Genomic DNA, 17,690 nt, shown 5'->3' on the forward strand with positions numbered 1-17,690 from the left:
AAAAATCCCTGCTAAGAATTATTTCTCAGCAGGGATTTTTTAATTATCTAAAGACAATTTAGTCAATCGCTCTTTTTGTAATATCACCAAAAGCGTCTATTCTTCTGTCTCTGAAAAATGGCCAGTTCTGACGCACATTTTCCTGTAAGTCTAAGTCTACTTCGGCAATCAGGATTTCTTCTTTGTCGTGTGAGGCTTGCGCCAAAATTTCGCCTTGTGGTCCCGCAATAAATGAAGATCCCCAAAACTGAATTCCTGCCGTATCAGGCAAGTATTGTTCTAAACCAATTCGGTTTGCTGCTGCAACATACACGCCATTTGCAACTGCGTGTCCTTTCATTACACTCATCCAAGCGCCATGTTGGTTTTCACCGTATTGCTCTTTTTCTTGTGGATGCCATCCAATTGCTGTTGGGTAAAACAACACTTCAGCACCTTGTAAAGCCGTCAAACGAGCTGCTTCAGGATACCATTGATCCCAACAAATTAGTGTTCCTATTTTTCCTTTTTTGGTTGGAATAGTTTTAAAACCCAAATCACCAGGCGTGAAATAGAATTTTTCATAAAAATGAGGATCGTCCGGAATGTGCATTTTGCGATACAATCCTGCTTCTGAACCGTCCGTGTCTATGATATAAGCACTATTATGGTAGATTCCAGCCATTCTTTTTTCGAAGAAAGGAACAATAATCACTACGCCTAATTCTTTTGCCAAAGCGCTAAAAGCAATAAACGAAGTACTGTACAATGGTTCTGCCAAAGCAAAATTATCTACATCTTCACTTTGACAAAAATAATGACTGCTGTATAATTCCGGTAACGAAATAACTTCGGCACCAAGGTTGGCGGCATCACGAACCCAACTGATACATTTTTTCAAGTTGTTTTCGGCAATATCATTAAGATTCAATTGAATGACCGCTATTTTGTATTTCTTGTTTGGCATGACTAAAATTTTAGACTGCAAAAATAGTGAATTTTATAAAGAGTAGAAAATAGGGGTACTGTGTTTTTTAGGTTTTAAATTGTCTGTAGGTTTATTGTATTGGATTTTTAGGAATTAAGCCAGAGAAAAAATTAATATAAAATTGGCATTAACAAAATCAGGAGGTTTTATTTTTGTATATTGTATTATAGTTAACAAAACAGGTTCAGTTTTTGCTCTGCTACAATAGTGTAATTTATAATTCATTAAATTTTACAATTATGACAGAAGAATTCAAAATCATCGATAAAGAAGACATCGCTCTTCTTAAATTTCCGACAACAGATGTTCTTGACGATGTGGAGGAAATAAAAACTCGGATAAGCGATATCAATAGGGCTTTGTCATTGGGTAATTTAGAACATTCAAAAATTAAAATTTTCTTTGAAGATAGCGAATCCAAAAAAATAGTAGATACTACGGTTTGGGGTGTTACAGATAAAAATGTGATGCTAAAGCAAGGTGTGATGATTCCAATTCACCGAATATACAAGTTGTTTTAGTATCGTATTCTATACTTATTTGGAGCGGTTTTTTTACAATTAGCTGTATCGCTAAGTTTTTTTTTTTACGGATTATTTATCCATTTTATTTGCCGAGCCAATTAAGGTAACATCTACAAGTTCCAAAGATTTAACCATGTCTTTAACAGTCTCCTTATATTTCTTAAAATGAGTAGTTTCTATGTGTGATTTGTATGCCGTTGTATCAGCATATATTTCAAGTATTGTGATGTGTGATGGTTCGGTTTTGTCCGCAACGGCGTAATAAGTTAACACTCCTGGTTCAAGACGAACAGCAGTAGTCATTTGTTCTTTTAGCGCACTATTGTACTTGTCCAATTGCAATGGATCAACTTTAATTTTTGCCAATCGTACCATTTGAATTTTTTCCTGAGCCACAATATTTGTACTAAAGGAAAGTATAAACAAAGTGACTAAAACAGTCAATAATGTATGGGTTGGTTTAAATGTTTTCATATTTGTTGCGTTGAAGTTTAAATTATAAGTCAAAAAGTTGCTTGCTTTTGTTCGTTCACTAGCGGTTTTTAGGTTTTAAATAATCTGCGGATATTTCTTATTTGGGTTTCTTTATGACGGTTCCAGACTTATTTTTTCACTCTGTTTAATACTTGTCTAAAATATTTATTTAATAATCCGATTCCATTATATTTTTTCAAAATTATTGCTAAAGATTTTAATTTCAATTCTTCATATTCTGAAGGCTTATCTTGTAAATCACCAAAATAAGCCATTTTATATATTGGATTTTCTGAATCGATGTTAATGGCATTAGTTATTAATTCTTTACTTAGTTTTTCATAAACTTCATTATTTCCAAATTCATATGGAAAGATTGACATTGTATATCCAACAATAAAATTAAATTCGGCATTACCGTCAAAATTTACTTTTCCTTCAACAAACATTTTCTGCAAACGGTTTTCTCTATTTATTTTTTCAATAAACTCATTCGGCATATCTTCGATTATAATCCAAAGAAAAAAGTAAAAGTGCTTCCAAACATCAAAATTATCGCTATTTGTAGCGTATAAATTTTCGTAAGATTTGAAAGCTAAATCAAACTCTTTTTTTTCTTCTAATTCAACGATTCTCTTTAATTCTGAGTTCATATGCAACGATTAGTTATTCTTGTGGAAAGCTTACGTATAACGTTCTGCTACTAAAGCCCTATTTTTGTATTTGCCACCCGAGCCTTTACTTTGTGTTAGAGTAAAAAACATTAAATTTATTCAAAGGAAAGCAGAGGTGAACTTTCACCCGAGCTAAGCTTAAGACTTAACTATCGCATTAGTCCTCTGCCTTCTCCTTGAACCCGTTGAATTGCTTCAAATAGAATGATAGACATCAAGGTCTAATAAAGGCTCTAAAGAAGTTCAACATTTTTGTTTATCCTAAATCCAAAGTTATGAAAAACTATTTATTTTATGTGGGTATTGATATTTCAAAACTAAAATTAGATATCACTATTCTTGATGTTTCTTCTTTGAAATCGGAACATTTTGTTGTTGAAAACAACATAAAAAGCATTAGTCTGTTTGTCAAAAATCTAAGCAAGAAGATTGACATAAATCAAACTCTTTTTTGTTGTGAAAACACAGGGGTTTATACCAATCATCTTTCGTCTGCTTCAATGGATTTAAAGTTAGATTTATGGATTGTCCCAGCCGTTGAAATAAAAAGATCAAAGGGGATTTCAAGAGGAAAAACCGATAAATCAGACGCTAAAGATATTGCCTATTACAGCTATAGAAATATTGACAAACTCAAACTTTTTACTTTGACAGCTATAGACATTCAAAAACTAAAAATTCTGTATACCGAAAGAGAAAAAATGCTTAAATCATTATTGCTTTTAGAAACAACTAAGGAAAATAAGGGTTTTGCAAGTAAAGAAGTTTTCAAGGAAGTATCATCAATCAATCAAAGTTTAACCAAAACCATTAGAAATGCTATCCGCAAAATAGAAACCAAGATGAAAGAAATCATCAAAGCAAATGCTCAGTTGAACAAACAGACTCAACTCATCAGAACCATTCCTGGAATAGGGGAACAAACCAGCATATATTTAATCATTGCCACAAAAGGATTTACGGCTTTTAAAAATTGGAGACAATTTGCCTGTTATTCTGGAGTTGCCCCATTTGAATGCAGCTCCGGCTCTAGTATAAAAGGCAGGACTAAAGTAAATCATATGGCTGATAAAAAAATAAAATCCTTGCTGCAAATGTGCGCTATGACCACATTGAAGTATGATCCTCAATTAAAAGAATATTACAATAAGAAAAAGGCTGAAGGAAAAAATTCTATGCTTGTTTTAAACAATATTAGATGCAAACTTATAAGCAGGGTTTTTGCTGTCATTAACAGAGAAACTTCATATATAAACACGTATAAATTTGCATCGTAGTTTTAACAATTTTTACTTGTTTTTCATCATAGAATGCGATATCGAACAGGCGAAGCAAATCATCCCAAATCCGTTGTAGGAGCTGTTATGGGCAGTTATTCTTCTGCAAAAGTTATTAAATCTTCATTGTCACATTTTTTGCAAACCTGTTTTATTTTGTCTTTCTCGTATTCTATCAATTCGAATTGTAAACTTCCACATTCTGAACAAGCTAATTCTTGATCAAATCCAAGGTGTTTAAAGAAAAGATTCTCAATTAAACTTACGGTTGTACAAGTAAATAATAATGCAATTTTAGCATCAGGATACTTTTTGTTTTGTGAATGAAGAATCATTGAATTATAACTCCATGTACTATCAACTATTTTTCTTGAATAATTTCTCAAGTCTGAATTTTCACTTCCAGGAATGTAATAATCTATGAAAGCGTTAGCAACACCTTTGAAGTCTGACTTTTTCAAACCTTTTTCCTTTACAAGTTCAGGATTTCTTTTACAAAGTTCTTTAGCCAAGTCGATCAGACTTTCTCTACATAATAACCCTATAGATTGAAATTCTTCTGGCTCTAAATCTATTGATAACTTTTCAGAAGCCATGTTTAGCTTTCTGTTAATTGATTTCAAATGACCTATATTTAATGGAATTTCCTCAATAATATGCTTAAATTCATTTTTCTGTCTCTTTTCTAATCGTTGCATTAATCCCATATGAAATGAGTATGCTTCATCAGCCGAAAAGTAATTTGCGTTATGAGTATACAAATTCATAGGTGTTTCTTCTCCTTCAACCACCCAAAAAGCTTCGTTTTTAGTTTTAACGTTCCAGACATTTACGATAACTCCTAAGTCAGTAAAAGTTTCTTCACACTTAATGTTTAAAATTTCTTTTATATCTTCAAATGACTTGAAATATTCTTTAATATGATTTTCGGCTTCAATTCTATATTCTGGTGTCATATTTAATATTTAGTTGTGATATAATTACATGTAACGTTCTGGTACTATAGCGGGTTTGGGGTTAAATCAATCTCATTATTCGAATTTGACAAATCATCCCAAATACAAATCCAACTTTCCATTAAGCCAATTGTCCAAATCCATTTTAGTGTCTGTTACCAGCAGTATTTTATTCCCATTCAGTTTCTGTTCCTAATTTGGTTAATTTTGAATACACAGCACTTAATCCATAAGTACCGCTTAATCCGTAATCTTTTATTTTCTTGACTGTACCATTTTCAAAAAAAATGTCAAGAGTCACTGTCGGAGCATCAGTATAATTTACTTCATAGTAATCATTCAATTTCTTGACTTCTATGTAATTTAACATATTAAAAATTTCGTCAACACTTTTTTGAATTAATTGTTTTATAGATTTTCCTTTAAAATTAGTCAGTTCAATACCAAGAAATTCTGCTTGACCATTTTTGTTAATAGTAAGTTTATAAGCAGGACAAATTCCAAAGCATAAATTTGTTTTAAATTCTATAAATTTAATTTTATTATCAATGATTGCTTTGTCGTTAAGTTCAATAAAAGAATCATACTTGTATGTTAAGGTGTCTATCTTGATATATTTTTCAATATTGTCATCAAAGTCAAAGGGCAAATTTACTTTTCGAATTCGTAATTCATTTTTATCTTGAACTTTTATTGGTTTAATGTATTCGCATTCATCAAAATTAATAATGTTTCTAATTAATTTGAATCCGTTTTTTCCTTTATCAATTATTACATTTTGCGTGTATCCATAAAAGTGTGAAATGAAAATCAAATCTGTTAATCCGTCATTGTCAATATCAATTTTTTGCCAATTTTTGATTTCATCTATTTTGAATATTCCTTTACATTTTAATTGATTATAAATCGAGTCTATAGATTCAATATCAAATATTCCATATTTAAAGTCTTTATGTCTTATTATTCCATATTCGGGATAAACAGTTTTTACAAACTCAATAACATCGTTTGTTGTTTTAAGATTGTCAATTTTATTTCCAAAAACTATATTTGAAAATAAAAATGTTAATATGATTGTGAATTTTGTCATAATTTTGCCTACAAATTACATATAGACGAAATAGACCTTCGTTTATACACCTAAAAATGAGTAGATTATCGAAGTTTTGGTTCGCCTTATATTTTCTCAAATATATTAAAATTTTCTTACAAATTATCGATGAATTTTTTTATTCTGATATGATTTATAACAGATTCTAAACTTTTACAAAACACTTTTGTTGGAAACTTTATTCTGGAAAAAACGCATTGTAAATTAGCCCCGATGGGAGCAAGTATCCTTTTTATTGATGTAACCCGATAGGGTTGCGTTTATAAAAAGATACTGCGGACAGCGGGACAACTGGTGATGAAAAAACAAAGTCGTCTGCTCCTAAAAAAAGACATAAAAAAAACACCAGCCTTTCGACTGATGTTCTCCTAGTTTTTAAATATGTGTACGGCTAAAATGTATTCAATTGCTGCTTACTTTTTGCCAATGATCTTTTTGAACAGGGTTACAATTCCCAAAACAATTCCCCCGAATACAAGGCCGATTATAAATTCAGTTATAATGGATGGTATTTGTGGTAGTATATCGTGTAGGAACGGAATTTCATGTACAAATATCCCACCAGCCACTAATAATAAAGCGATAGTACCTATTACGGATAAACTTTTGATGACCTTTGGCAGTGCTTGTACCAGAATAGTACCGATTGTTTTTGTAAAGCTTTTTTCTTTGGAACTCAGTTGGATCAGTTTTAAACCTGCTTCATCCATTCTTACAATTAGGGCTACAATCCCGTAAACACCCACGGTTGCAATTATTGCAATGATGGAAACAACCATAATTTGCGATAAAATAGGTTTTCCAATAACGGTGCCCAGCGCAATAATCACGATTTCTACGGATAAAATAAAATCGGTTACGATGGCTGATTTTATTTTTTCTTTTTCAAAGGCTAAAATTTGTTCTTCGGTCATCGGTTCCAACGAAATTTCGTGCTTTGCATGTTCGTGCGGAAAGAAGTATTCGTATATTTTTTCGGCACCTTCGTAGGCTAAATAAAGTCCGCCAAGCACTAAGATTATGATAACAGCCACCGGTAAAAAAGCACTCAGCAGAAAGGCGATGGGTAAAATGATTACTTTATTAATGAAAGAACCTTTTGCAATTGCCCATAATACGGGAAGCTCTCTTGAGGAGATAAATCCGGAAGCTTTTTCGGCATTTACGGCTAAATCATCGCCTAAAATACCAGCCGTTTTTTTGGCTGCAAATTTACTCATTACTGCAACATCATCCATAATTGCTGCGATATCATCTAATAGTGCGAAAAAACCTGATGCCATTTTGATTGTTTTAGAAACTGCGTTGATTTTGGTATTTGCTTTGCCAAAATCTAATCTGCGCGTTTTGATTGTTTATTGATGCTAATCTAAAACTTTTTTTATTTACTCTATTTATAAAACGGGTGAATTTTTAGTTAATATTCACCCAAAACCTTTCTGTAGTAACGATACTGTTTTTAATTACTTTTGAAATAAAAATAATTATGGGATTCAAACATGTATTTAAAGCTAAATTAGATTGGTTTTTTTCCAAAAAGGAAGCGGCAACGTATACTAAAAGTCATTCCATATCCATTGACGGTAAGGCTGTTCTTCATGTTTCGGCTGCTAAAGCTTTCAAAGGAGATCCAGCTTTGTACAATCCTGAAGACCTGTTATTGAGTAGTGTGGTTTCCTGTCACATGATGTCTTACTTGTATGTTTGTAAACAAAATGATATCGATGTGGTGTCTTATACAGACGAAGCGGAGGCAACTCTGGAGGTTTCGGCTGACGGTAGCGGCCGTTTTATTGCGATTAAACTTAATCCGAAAGTTCGGATTACTAACATAGAAAAAATAGAGGAGGCACTTAGTTTGCATAAAAAAGCAAACCAACTCTGTTTTATAGCCAATTCGTGTAATTTTCCAATTCTGCACTTTCCAACTTGTGAAATTGAAGCTATAGATTAAAGTGGTTTCGCATTTTTACTTTTTTTTTGGTGATACTAATTATAAAACAGCAATTAAATAAGCCAGTTACTCCTAAAAAAAAACAGGCTGACATAAAAAAACACCAGCCTTTCGACTGATGTTTTCATAAGTTTAAATGTTCTAGATTCTTAGGAAACTAACTCGGTTTGATTTCTAAAAACCAGTTTTCCATCAAAAGCATCGATCAAAACAATGCTGTCTGTTGTTATTTTTCCGGATAGAATTTCTTTGGATAATTCATTGAGAACGTCTCGTTGAATCACTCTTTTAACTGGTCTCGCTCCAAATTGCGGATCGTATCCTTTCTCAGATAAATAGGCAATAGCTTCCGGAGTAGCGTCCATAGTGATGCCTTGTTGTGCCAGCATTTTAGTAACACTTTTCAGTTGTAACCCTACGATTTGAGCAATATTTTCATTGGTTAATGGCGTGAACATTACGATTTCGTCAATACGATTGATGAATTCCGGACGCACCGTTTGTTTTAACAGCCCAAGAACTTCGACTTTAGCCAATTCAGTTGCAGCTTCCACGCTTCCTTTCAGGTTTTCGAATTTCTCTTGAATAATCTGGCTTCCCATATTAGAAGTCATGATGATAATCGTGTTTTTAAAATCAGCCAAACGTCCTTTGTTATCTGTCAAACGTCCTTCGTCCAAAACTTGTAGCAAGATATTAAACGTGTCCGGATGCGCTTTTTCAATCTCATCCAATAAGATTACGGAATACGGTTTTCTACGAACGGCTTCGGTCAATTGTCCGCCTTCATCATAACCCACATATCCTGGAGGCGCACCCACCAAACGGCTTACGCTGTGGCGTTCTTGGTATTCGCTCATGTCAATACGAGTCATTGCATTTTCATCGTCAAACAGGTATTCCGCTAAGGCTTTCGCCAATTCCGTTTTTCCAACTCCCGTTGTACCAAGGAAAAGAAAGGTTCCCACCGGTTTTTTCATATCCTGCAATCCGGCACGGCTTCTACGAACGGCATCACTCACCGCTTGAATCGCTTCTTCTTGTCCTACCACTCTGTGATGCAATTCATCTTCCAATTTCAATAATTTTTCTCGTTCGCCCTGAAGCATTTTCATCACTGGAATTCCAGTCCATTTGGCCACGACTTCGGCAATATCTTCGCGGGTAACTTCTTCTTTTATCAACGAAGTTCCCGATTGGTTTTCTTGTAATTCCTTCAGTAAAATAGCTAAACGTTCTTGGGCTTCCTTAATTTTACCGTAACGAATTTCGGCTACTTTTCCATAATCACCATCACGTTCGGCACGTTCTGCTTCGTATTTGAAGTCTTCAATCTCCGTTTTTACCGTTTGAATGTTATCGACTACATCTTTCTCTGATTTCCATTTGGCGTAAATTTCGTTGCGATCTTCTTTGAGATTAGCCAAATCCATTCCCAGAATTTTAAGTTTGCTTTCGTCTTTTTCTCGTTTAATGGCTTCAATTTCAATTTCCAACTGCATTATTTTTCGATCCAAAACATCCAGTTCTTCGGGTTTTGAATTGATTTCCATACGTAGTTTGGAAGCGGCTTCATCCATTAAATCAATCGCTTTATCCGGAAGAAAACGATTCGTAATATAGCGTTGCGATAATTCGACAGCGGCAATAATAGCGTCGTCTTTGATTTGGACTTTATGGTGTGTCTCGTATTTCTCCTTGATTCCACGCAAAATCGAAATAGCACTTTCGGTATCCGGTTCTTCGACCATTATTTTTTGGAAACGTCTTTCTAGTGCTTTATCCTTTTCAAAATATTTTTGGTATTCGTCCAATGTGGTTGCCCCGATAGCGCGAAGTTCGCCACGAGCCAACGCCGGTTTTAGAATATTTGCTGCATCCATTGCGCCTTCACCACCGCCAGCTCCCACAAGCGTATGGATTTCGTCAATGAATAAAACAATATCACCTTCGGCAGAAGTCACTTCTTTAACTACTGATTTTAATCGTTCTTCAAATTCGCCTTTGTATTTGGCACCGGCAATAAGCGCTCCCATATCAAGGGAATACACGATTTTATCTTTCAGATTTTCAGGAACGTCTCCGTCAACAATTCGGTGTGCTAATCCTTCCGCAATAGCAGTTTTTCCCACTCCGGGTTCACCAACCAACATGGGGTTGTTTTTGGTTCTACGGGTTAGAATTTGTAACACACGACGAATTTCCTCATCACGTCCAATAACAGGATCGAGTTTCCCGGTACGGGCTAATTCGTTGAGGTTTTTGGCGTATTTATTTAAAGAATTATAGGTTTCCTCAGCAGATGCCGAAGTTACACGTTCTCCTTTTCTCAATTCATCAATTGCTGCTTTTAGTCCTTTTTCGGTAACGCCTTGGTCTTTTAGGATTTGGGCGACTTTACTTTTAGAACCAAATATGGCTAAAATTAAATGCTCCACAGAAACGAATTCATCATTCATTTTTTTTGCAATAATCTCGGCTTCGTTCAGCGTTGAATTTGCAGTTCTGGAAAGCATAATTTCACCACCGGAAACTTTCGGGAAGCTTTGTATCGTGCTGTCTATTATTTGTTCCAATAAACTCACATTTACGTTGAGTTTTTTAAGCAGAAAAGGAGCCACATTTTCATCTACTTCAAAAATCGCCTTAAAAATATGTTCGTTTTCTATTTGTTGTTGCCCATGGCTTTGCGCCAATTGTTGGGAAAGCTGGATGGCTTCCTGGGATTTGATTGTAAATTTATTTATGTTCATGATGTTATTTGTTTTGTGGTTATTTGACTAACTTTGCGAATCAATATTCAATTTATATTCCAATACAATATTACCGACAAATTGACAGAAATTTCATGATTTTTATCATATTTTAAAGTCAAAATGTCTTAAAATAAGACAATTATGAGTTTTTTTAAAAATATGTTCAATAGTTCAGACGACAAGGATTTAAATGAAAATAAAATCAATTGGAATGAACTAACCGATTTAGGGCAACTGAATGAGATTATTGCTATTTCGAATGAAAAACCAGTAGCAATTTTTAAACACAGTACACGATGCAGTGTAAGTAGGATGGCACTGAAACAGTTTGAAAATGAGTTTGATAGCTCAGATAAAGTTACGCCTTATTTTTTAGATTTAATAGCATATAGAGCTATTTCTAATGCCATTGCGGATCAATTTGGAGTAACGCATCAATCCCCGCAATTGATTTTAATTAAAGAAGGAAAAGCCATTTATAATGTTTCGCATAGTGATATTGATGCGGAAGAATTAAGTAAAAAGGTATAAGAACCAACGGTTTAAATTTGGAATATAAAAAAATCCATCAGCCGCGGCTGATGGATTTTTTTTGTAACAATTATTTTGGTCCTGAATTAATAAGAATCGTCCATTTTCTTTTTTATGGCATCCAAACAAAGGTTGTTGATACTTCCTTCATGCGTATGCTTGGTTTCTTTTGGAGATTGAAAAGTGCCATTTTCTAATTGCTCAGCAACGGCTTTATAGGCATCTCTAAAAGGCATTCCTGCAACCACCATTTCGTTTAAGGAATCTACCGTAAACAAATAGTCGTATTTTTTATCGTCTAAGATATGTTCTTTTACTTTAATGTCCTTGATAGCAAAAATTGCGATATCCAAACAGGCTTTTAGGTTTTGAATCGCTGGAAACAATCCTTCTTTTAATAATTGCAAATCCCTGTGATAGCCACTTGGAAGATTATTTGTAATTAAAGTGATTTCGTACGGTAACGCTTGAATTTTGTTGCATTTTCCACGAATTAATTCAAAAACATCTGGGTTTTTCTTATGTGGCATAATGCTCGAACCTGTTGTAAGATGCGAAGGCAAAGTGATGAAATCAAAATTCTGGCTCATGTACAAACAAACATCCATCGAGAATTTAGCCAAAGTTGCAGCCACACTGCTCATTGCAAAAGCCACTGTTTTTTCTGATTTTCCACGGCTCATTTGTGCGGCAACCGAATTGAATTTTAAAGTTTCAAAACCTAATTCCTGTGTCGTGAATGTTCTGTTGATAGGAAATGAACTTCCGTAACCTGCAGCTGAGCCTAATGGGTTTTGGTCTACAATTTTCAAAGCAGCATTCAACATTGTAATATCATCGATTAATGTTTCAGCGTAAGCGGAAAACCACATCCCAAAAGAAGAAGGCATAGCAATTTGAAGGTGCGTATATCCTGGCAACAATACATTTTGGTGTTTTTCAGCTGATTCCATTAGCAAATCAAAAAGGCTTTTTACTTGTTCTTTCAGTTCTTTAACGACATCTTTCAGATATAAATTAACGTCTACCAAAACTTGGTCGTTACGAGAACGGGCGGTATGAATTTTTTTTCCGGCGTCTCCCAGTTTTACGGTCAGTAAATATTCGATTTTGGAATGTACGTCTTCAAAACTGTCTTCGATTTCGAATTTTCCGTTTTCAGCATCTTTTATTATTTCTTCTAAAGCCAAAACCAATGAAACGGTTTCGGAGTCCGTTAAAAGCCCGATTTGTTCCAGCATTTTTGCATGTGCGATAGAACCTAAAGCATCATATTTGGCCAGAACTAAGTCCAGTTCTCTGTCGTTTCCAACGGTGAAATGTTCGATTTGCTTATCGGTTGGTATTCCTTTTTCCCAAAGTTTCATAATTAGATTTTTAGATTTTTAGACAATTAGATTTTTAGACTTCTAAGGAGTCTAAAAATCTAAGAAGTCTGAAAGTATTTTGATATACAATTGAATTCCTTCTTCTATTTCGTTTATAAATATAAATTCGTCTGCAGAGTGTGACCGCAGGGTTTCTCCAGGTCCTAATTTCAAGGATTGACAGCTCAAAACCGATTGGTCCGAAAGGGTAGGCGAGCCATACGTGGTTCTTCCCAGGGCAATTCCGGCTTGCACTAATCCGTGTGCAACAGGAATTGAAGATGCGTTTAAATGCATCGAACGCGGATTGACTTCTGCAGTTAAATGCTTTCTCACGGTATCTAAAATTTCTTGATTACTGTAACAATCATTCACCCTGATATCGACAACCAAATGACATTCCGCAGGAACTACATTGTGTTGTTTTCCGGCTGAGATTTGTGTTACCGTCATTTTTACGGGACCTAAAACCTCCGATATTTTATCGAATTGATAGGTTTTAAACCATTCAATAACGGGTATCGCATTGTAAATAGGATTGTCCGGATTGTTGTGGGCGGCGTGACTGGCGGTACCTTTTACGATGACATCAAGTACCAATAAACCTTTTTCGGCCACAGCCAATTGCATCAAAGTAGGTTCTCCAACAATGGCACATTCCAATTCCGGTAAATGTTTCAATACGCTGTTTAATCCATTTTTTCCGCTGCTTTCTTCTTCGGCTGAAGCGACCATCACAATATTGTAAGGTAGATTTTCATTCGAATAAAAATAGACAAAAGTGGCTAAAAGCGAAACCAAACAACCTCCCGCATCATTGCTTCCTAGTCCAAATAATTTACCGTCTTTGACGATGGCTTCAAATGGATTGTTGGTATAGCCTTGATTGGGTTTTACGGTATCGTGGTGCGAATTCAGTAAAAGTGTTGGTTTGGCTTTATCAAAATGTTTATTGAAAGCCCAAATATTATTATTCTCTCTTTCGAAAGGGATGTTATTTTGTGTAAACCAATTTTCGATTAAAAGTGCTGTTTGGTCTTCTTCACTTGAAAAGGAAGGCGTTTCAATCAGCGACTTTAATAGCACAATGGCTTCTTGTGTAAGGATTTCTATACTCTTCATAGTGTAATTGTAGTGTACAACGCCGTTTTATCTTGTAACATGCGGTGATGACCAATTTTTATTTTTTGAACTCCTTTAGATAAACTGTTGAAACAGTTGTCCAATTTAGGAATCATACCGGAATGTATGGCTTTTTCGACTTTTAATTTGGAATATAATTCTTGATTGATGTTTTCAATTACAGAAGAATCGTCTTCGGCATCATATAAAACGCCTGGTTTTTCGAAACAATAATTCAGAGTGACATCAAAAACTTCCGATAAAGCAATCGCTAATTCGCTGGCGATAGTGTCCGCATTCGTGTTTAATAATTGTCCTTTTCCATCGTGCGTAATCGCACAAAATACAGGAACGATACCGTTTGAAAGCAATGTTTCCAATAATTGTGTGTTCACTTTTTTGACATCGCCAACAAAACCATAATTGATTGTTGGGTGGTTTCTTTTATCGGATTGAATTAAATTTCCATCAGTCCCGGAAAAACCCATTGCATTGGTCGAATTTGCTTGTAATTGAGCCACAATATTTTTGTTTATTTGACCTGCATAAATCATCACAACTACATCAAGCATAGCGGCATCGGTGACGCGTCTTCCATCAATCATTTGAGGAACCAAGCCAATACTTTCGGCCATTTTGGTAGCTGATTTTCCACCGCCATGAACAAGTATTTTATAGCCTTCGATCTTAGAAAAATCAGACAAAAATTGTTTTAATTCCGTTGGATCATCAATAATGTTTCCACCAATTTTTATTAGCGTTACCGGTTTTTTATTTTCCATTTTCCAATATTTTTTGCAACACTAATTGTGCGGCGTAGGTTCTATTGTTGGCTTGCTCAATAACAATTGAATTTTCGCTGTCAATCACTTCATCAGTAACAATTACGTTACGTCTTACCGGCAAACAGTGCATGAATTTAGCATTGTTGGTTAGTTTCATTTTATCGGCAGTTACTGTCCAATTTGGGTCGGAATTTGTAATCTGACCATACTCGTTATAATTGCTCCAGTTTTTTGCATAGATAAAATCGGCATTTTCAAAAGCTTTGTCTTGGTCGTATTCAATCTTGGAATCTTTCGTGATTTCAGGATTCAATTCGTAGCCTTCAGGGTGTGTAATTACAAAGTCTGCATCTTGTAACTGCATCATTTGCACGAAAGAATTGGCAACTGCTTGAGGTAACGCTTTAGGGTGTGGCGCCCAAGTCAAAACTACTTTTGGCTTGTGTTCTGTTTTGTATTCCGCCATAGTTATCGCATCTGCGAGCGATTGTAACGGATGTCCCGTAGCGCTTTCCATATTGACAACAGGCACTGTGGCATATTTTAGGAACCCGGAAAGTACGATTTCGGCATTGTCTTTTTCTTTGTCTACCAATCCGGCAAAAGCTCTGATAGCAACAATATCGCAATATTGAGAAACTACCGCAGCAGCTTCTTTAATATGTTCCGAAGCACCAGAGTTCATGATGGCTCCGTCTTCAAATTCAAGCGTCCAGCCTTCACTGGTGAAATTCATTACCATGACGTTCATACCTAAATTAAGAGCGGCTTTTTGTGTACTCAAGCGGGTTCTCAAACTGGAATTAAAAAACAACATTCCCAGGGTTTTATTTTTACCCAGTTTTTTGTTTTTAAGTGGTTTTTTCTTGATTTTCAAGGCTTGTTTCACCCATTTTTCGAGTGAATCTATGTTTTGTATGGAGATGTAGTTCATTGTCTTATTTGTTTAATCGGTTATTTGTTTAATCGATTAACCGAATTAACGATTAACCGTATCAACATTTTATAGAATTTTAGTAAAAGGTATTTCGTTTTTTAAAGCTTTCAAAATAAAATTGTCTTCTAATCCATTGACAATCCAAGTTTCGATAGTGGCGTCTTTGGCAATTGCCGAGGCTTCTATTTTAGATTGCATTCCGCCGGTTCCGTGCGAGGATTTAGAATCACCAATCTCTTTTTCCAATACTTTCAAATCGGTTACTAGAGAAATCGTTTCAGGAACGGCATCATTAATGGATGCTTTGGTGTAAATCCCGTTCGTATTGGTGGCGATAATTAGAATGTCAACATTTAATAGAACGGCCGTTAAAGCGGCTAATTTATCATTATCGCCAAACCGAATCTCATCCGTAGCCACCGTATCATTTTCATTGATAATCGGAATGTAATTATTTTTGACCAACACATTGATGGTGTTCACGATATTTACTTTGGATTGTTCTTTTTCGAAATCAGAATAAGAAAGCAAACACTGCGAAATCAGCAATCCTAAATCGCTGAAGTTTTCATGATAAATCCGCATTAAATGAGGCTGGCCAATAGAAGCCAATGCTTGTTTTACAAAAACATCTTTGTCTTGATTTTCCAGTTTTACAAATTGTTTGGCCGCAGCAATCGCACCAGAGCTTACAATGATGAACTCGTAATCGTCTTGTAAAGCGGCTATTTGCATCCCAATATCTTCAATCTTTCCTCTCGAAATGTGATTGGTTTCTTTGGTTAACGTATTGCTTCCTAACTTTAATAAAATTCTTTTTTTAGCCATTTTTTTAACCGCAAAGTGCGCAAAGTTAATTTTTAAACTAAACGTTGACAAACGCAAAGTTCGCAAATTGTTGTGTTAATATTCTGAATTCTTACTTTTTCAATCTGCAATCATAAATCGATAATCTTCAATCAAAAATCTTTTTATCGGATTTGTCCATTTCCGTAAATATACCACTTATTAGTAACTAAATGTTGCAGCCCAATTGGCCCACGTTGGTGTAATTTGTCTGTGCTTATCGCCAATTCGCCACCTAAACCAAATTGTCCTCCATCAGTGAATCGGGTAGAGGCGTTTTGATAAACAGCTGCCGTATCCACGTTTTCCATGAATTCCTGAGCAATTGCATCATTCTTTGTGATTATCGAAGCGGAATGTCCGCCACAATATTTATTTATTTTGTCAATCGCTTCTTGATCCGAGTTGGTTGTTCCAATAACAATTTTATAATCTAAAAACTCTTCGTACCAAATTAAATCAGATTCAATCTGAGGAACATTTGTTGCTCTGGAAATTGTTTCATCTCCTAAAACGGTTACGTTTCTTTGTTGTAATTCGGTAATTATTTTCTTTGCAAAAGCTTTCCAATTGTCAAGATTTGTATCAATTAAAACTTTATCTAAAGCATTGCAAACAGATATATTTGAGGTCTTTCCGTTAATAATAATAGCAAGTGCTTGATCTAAATTAGCTTCCTTATTTACATATACAAAATTATTTCCTCGGCCACTTATAATCACTGGGCAAGTGGCGTGTTTTTTTACAAAAGCAATCAATTTCTCACCACCACGAGGAACGATTAAGTCCACTTTTTGTGTTGGTTTCTCTAAAAATTCCTGAGTTTCTTCTCGATTGTAATTCAAGTATTCCACCCATTCTGTAGCAACATTGTTTTCTTTTAAGGCTTGATGCCACAATTCCACAATTTTTAAGTTGGATAGTATCGATTCTTTTCCGCCTTTCAATAGAATTTTATTTCCGGATTTAAAGGCGATTCCGCCTGCTTCAACAGTAACATCAGGTCTGGATTCATAAATAATCATTATGGTTCCAAAAGCTGCTGTTTTATTGATGATCTTCATTCCGTTTTCATGGTCGAAATTAAAACGCTCCACACCAATAGGATCTTCTTGACTGGCTAATTGTTGCATGGACAAAATCATGCCGTCAATTTTGGTATCATCAACCAATAAACGCTTTTCCATGGCCAAGTCATCCCCAGAATAATTATTGATATCCTGTTGATTAACCGTTTTAAGGTTAGCTCTTTCTTCTTCAAGAAGTTCGGCCATGCGACTTAAAACTGCGTTTCGCTTTTCTATTGGTAATAAGTGGTTCATTAGTTTTTGGTTTTACTATTTTAGAAAAAAAAATCTAAACAGATAAGTCACAAGTTTAAGTGCTTATATGACTTATATGTTTAAAAA

17 protein-coding genes are annotated in these 17,690 nt (G+C 34.9%); 4 read left to right on the top strand and 13 right to left on the bottom strand.

The annotated features are described in order from the left end of the window. Positions 1-58: 58 nt before the first annotated feature. Positions 59-946: a carbon-nitrogen hydrolase gene (locus tag CLV00_RS10315; protein ID WP_091170395.1), complete on the bottom strand. Its 888-nt coding sequence runs from the start codon at positions 944-946 to the stop codon at positions 59-61. 260 nt (positions 947-1,206) lie between these two features. On the opposite strand from CLV00_RS10315, the gene CLV00_RS10320 reads away from it, so the two are divergent. Beyond that, a complete protein-coding gene (locus CLV00_RS10320; protein ID WP_099715125.1) occupies positions 1,207-1,488 on the top strand; it encodes a hypothetical protein in 282 nt (93 codons plus the stop codon). A gap of 72 nt (positions 1,489-1,560) precedes the next feature. Here the strand turns inward: CLV00_RS10320 and CLV00_RS10325 are convergent, their stop codons facing one another. Together CLV00_RS10325 and CLV00_RS10330 are read right to left on the bottom strand one after the other, a co-directional pair. Further along, positions 1,561-1,965 carry a putative quinol monooxygenase gene (locus CLV00_RS10325; protein ID WP_099715126.1) on the bottom strand — a complete coding sequence of 135 codons (405 nt, stop codon included), beginning with the start codon at positions 1,963-1,965 and terminating at the stop codon, positions 1,561-1,563. A 128-nt stretch (positions 1,966-2,093) separates the two neighbouring features. After that, on the bottom strand, positions 2,094-2,618 hold the full coding sequence (locus tag CLV00_RS10330) for a hypothetical protein (protein ID WP_099715127.1): 525 nt from the start codon (positions 2,616-2,618) through the stop codon (positions 2,094-2,096). Positions 2,619-2,914: 296 nt separating this feature from the next. On the opposite strand from CLV00_RS10330, the gene CLV00_RS10335 reads away from it, so the two are divergent. Further along, positions 2,915-3,916, top strand: coding sequence for a transposase (locus CLV00_RS10335; protein ID WP_099714043.1), 1,002 nt, complete (start codon positions 2,915-2,917; stop codon positions 3,914-3,916). Positions 3,917-4,011: 95 nt separating this feature from the next. Here the strand turns inward: CLV00_RS10335 and CLV00_RS10340 are convergent, their stop codons facing one another. The 3 genes from CLV00_RS10340 to CLV00_RS10350 form a co-directional block, all read right to left on the bottom strand. Further along, the gene (locus CLV00_RS10340) at positions 4,012-4,872 is read right to left on the bottom strand and encodes a hypothetical protein (RefSeq protein WP_099715128.1); all 861 of its coding nucleotides are present in this window, start codon (positions 4,870-4,872) and stop codon (positions 4,012-4,014) included. A 169-nt stretch (positions 4,873-5,041) separates the two neighbouring features. After that, positions 5,042-5,962: a DUF6438 domain-containing protein gene (locus CLV00_RS10345; protein ID WP_099715129.1), complete on the bottom strand. Its 921-nt coding sequence runs from the start codon at positions 5,960-5,962 to the stop codon at positions 5,042-5,044. Between the two features lie 434 nt (positions 5,963-6,396). Further along, positions 6,397-7,266: a DUF808 domain-containing protein gene (locus CLV00_RS10350; protein WP_099715130.1), complete on the bottom strand. Its 870-nt coding sequence runs from the start codon at positions 7,264-7,266 to the stop codon at positions 6,397-6,399. 203 nt (positions 7,267-7,469) lie between these two features. Between CLV00_RS10350 and CLV00_RS10355 the strand changes: the two genes are divergently transcribed. After that, positions 7,470-7,937: an OsmC family protein gene (locus CLV00_RS10355; RefSeq protein WP_099715131.1), complete on the top strand. Its 468-nt coding sequence runs from the start codon at positions 7,470-7,472 to the stop codon at positions 7,935-7,937. Positions 7,938-8,086: 149 nt separating this feature from the next. On the opposite strand, the gene clpB is transcribed toward CLV00_RS10355, so the two are convergent. Beyond that, on the bottom strand, positions 8,087-10,690 hold the full coding sequence (gene clpB / locus CLV00_RS10360; protein WP_099715132.1) for an ATP-dependent chaperone ClpB: 2,604 nt from the start codon (positions 10,688-10,690) through the stop codon (positions 8,087-8,089). A gap of 144 nt (positions 10,691-10,834) precedes the next feature. Between clpB and ytxJ the strand changes: the two genes are divergently transcribed. Next, the gene (gene ytxJ, locus CLV00_RS10365; protein WP_099715133.1) at positions 10,835-11,224 is read left to right on the top strand and encodes a bacillithiol system redox-active protein YtxJ; all 390 of its coding nucleotides are present in this window, start codon (positions 10,835-10,837) and stop codon (positions 11,222-11,224) included. 86 nt (positions 11,225-11,310) lie between these two features. Here ytxJ and argH read toward each other — a convergent pair whose 3' ends face one another. The 6 genes from argH to CLV00_RS10395 all read right to left on the bottom strand — a co-directional run bounded on the left by argH (position 11,311) and on the right by CLV00_RS10395 (position 17,603). After that, the gene (gene argH, locus CLV00_RS10370) at positions 11,311-12,591 is read right to left on the bottom strand and encodes an argininosuccinate lyase (protein ID WP_099715134.1); all 1,281 of its coding nucleotides are present in this window, start codon (positions 12,589-12,591) and stop codon (positions 11,311-11,313) included. Between the two features lie 51 nt (positions 12,592-12,642). Continuing rightward, positions 12,643-13,713, bottom strand: a complete 1,071-nt coding sequence (locus tag CLV00_RS10375; RefSeq protein WP_099715135.1) for a M20 family metallo-hydrolase — start codon at positions 13,711-13,713, stop codon at positions 12,643-12,645. Continuing rightward, positions 13,710-14,495 carry an acetylglutamate kinase gene (gene argB / locus CLV00_RS10380; protein WP_099715136.1) on the bottom strand — a complete coding sequence of 262 codons (786 nt, stop codon included), beginning with the start codon at positions 14,493-14,495 and terminating at the stop codon, positions 13,710-13,712. The genes CLV00_RS10375 and argB overlap by 4 nt, the downstream gene beginning before the upstream one ends. Next, on the bottom strand, positions 14,485-15,432 hold the full coding sequence (locus CLV00_RS10385) for an N-acetylornithine carbamoyltransferase (protein ID WP_099715137.1): 948 nt from the start codon (positions 15,430-15,432) through the stop codon (positions 14,485-14,487). Before CLV00_RS10385 ends, argB begins: the two co-directional genes overlap by 11 nt. 69 nt (positions 15,433-15,501) lie before the next feature. Beyond that, a complete protein-coding gene (proB, locus tag CLV00_RS10390) occupies positions 15,502-16,263 on the bottom strand; it encodes a glutamate 5-kinase (RefSeq protein ID WP_099715138.1) in 762 nt (253 codons plus the stop codon). A 143-nt stretch (positions 16,264-16,406) separates the two neighbouring features. After that, a complete protein-coding gene (locus CLV00_RS10395; RefSeq protein ID WP_099715139.1) occupies positions 16,407-17,603 on the bottom strand; it encodes a glutamate-5-semialdehyde dehydrogenase in 1,197 nt (398 codons plus the stop codon). Between the last annotated feature and the right edge of the window lie 87 nt (positions 17,604-17,690).

This window comes from Flavobacterium sp. 11 (assembly GCF_002754315.1).
Taxonomy (GTDB): Bacteria; Bacteroidota; Bacteroidia; order Flavobacteriales; family Flavobacteriaceae; genus Flavobacterium; species Flavobacterium algoritolerans.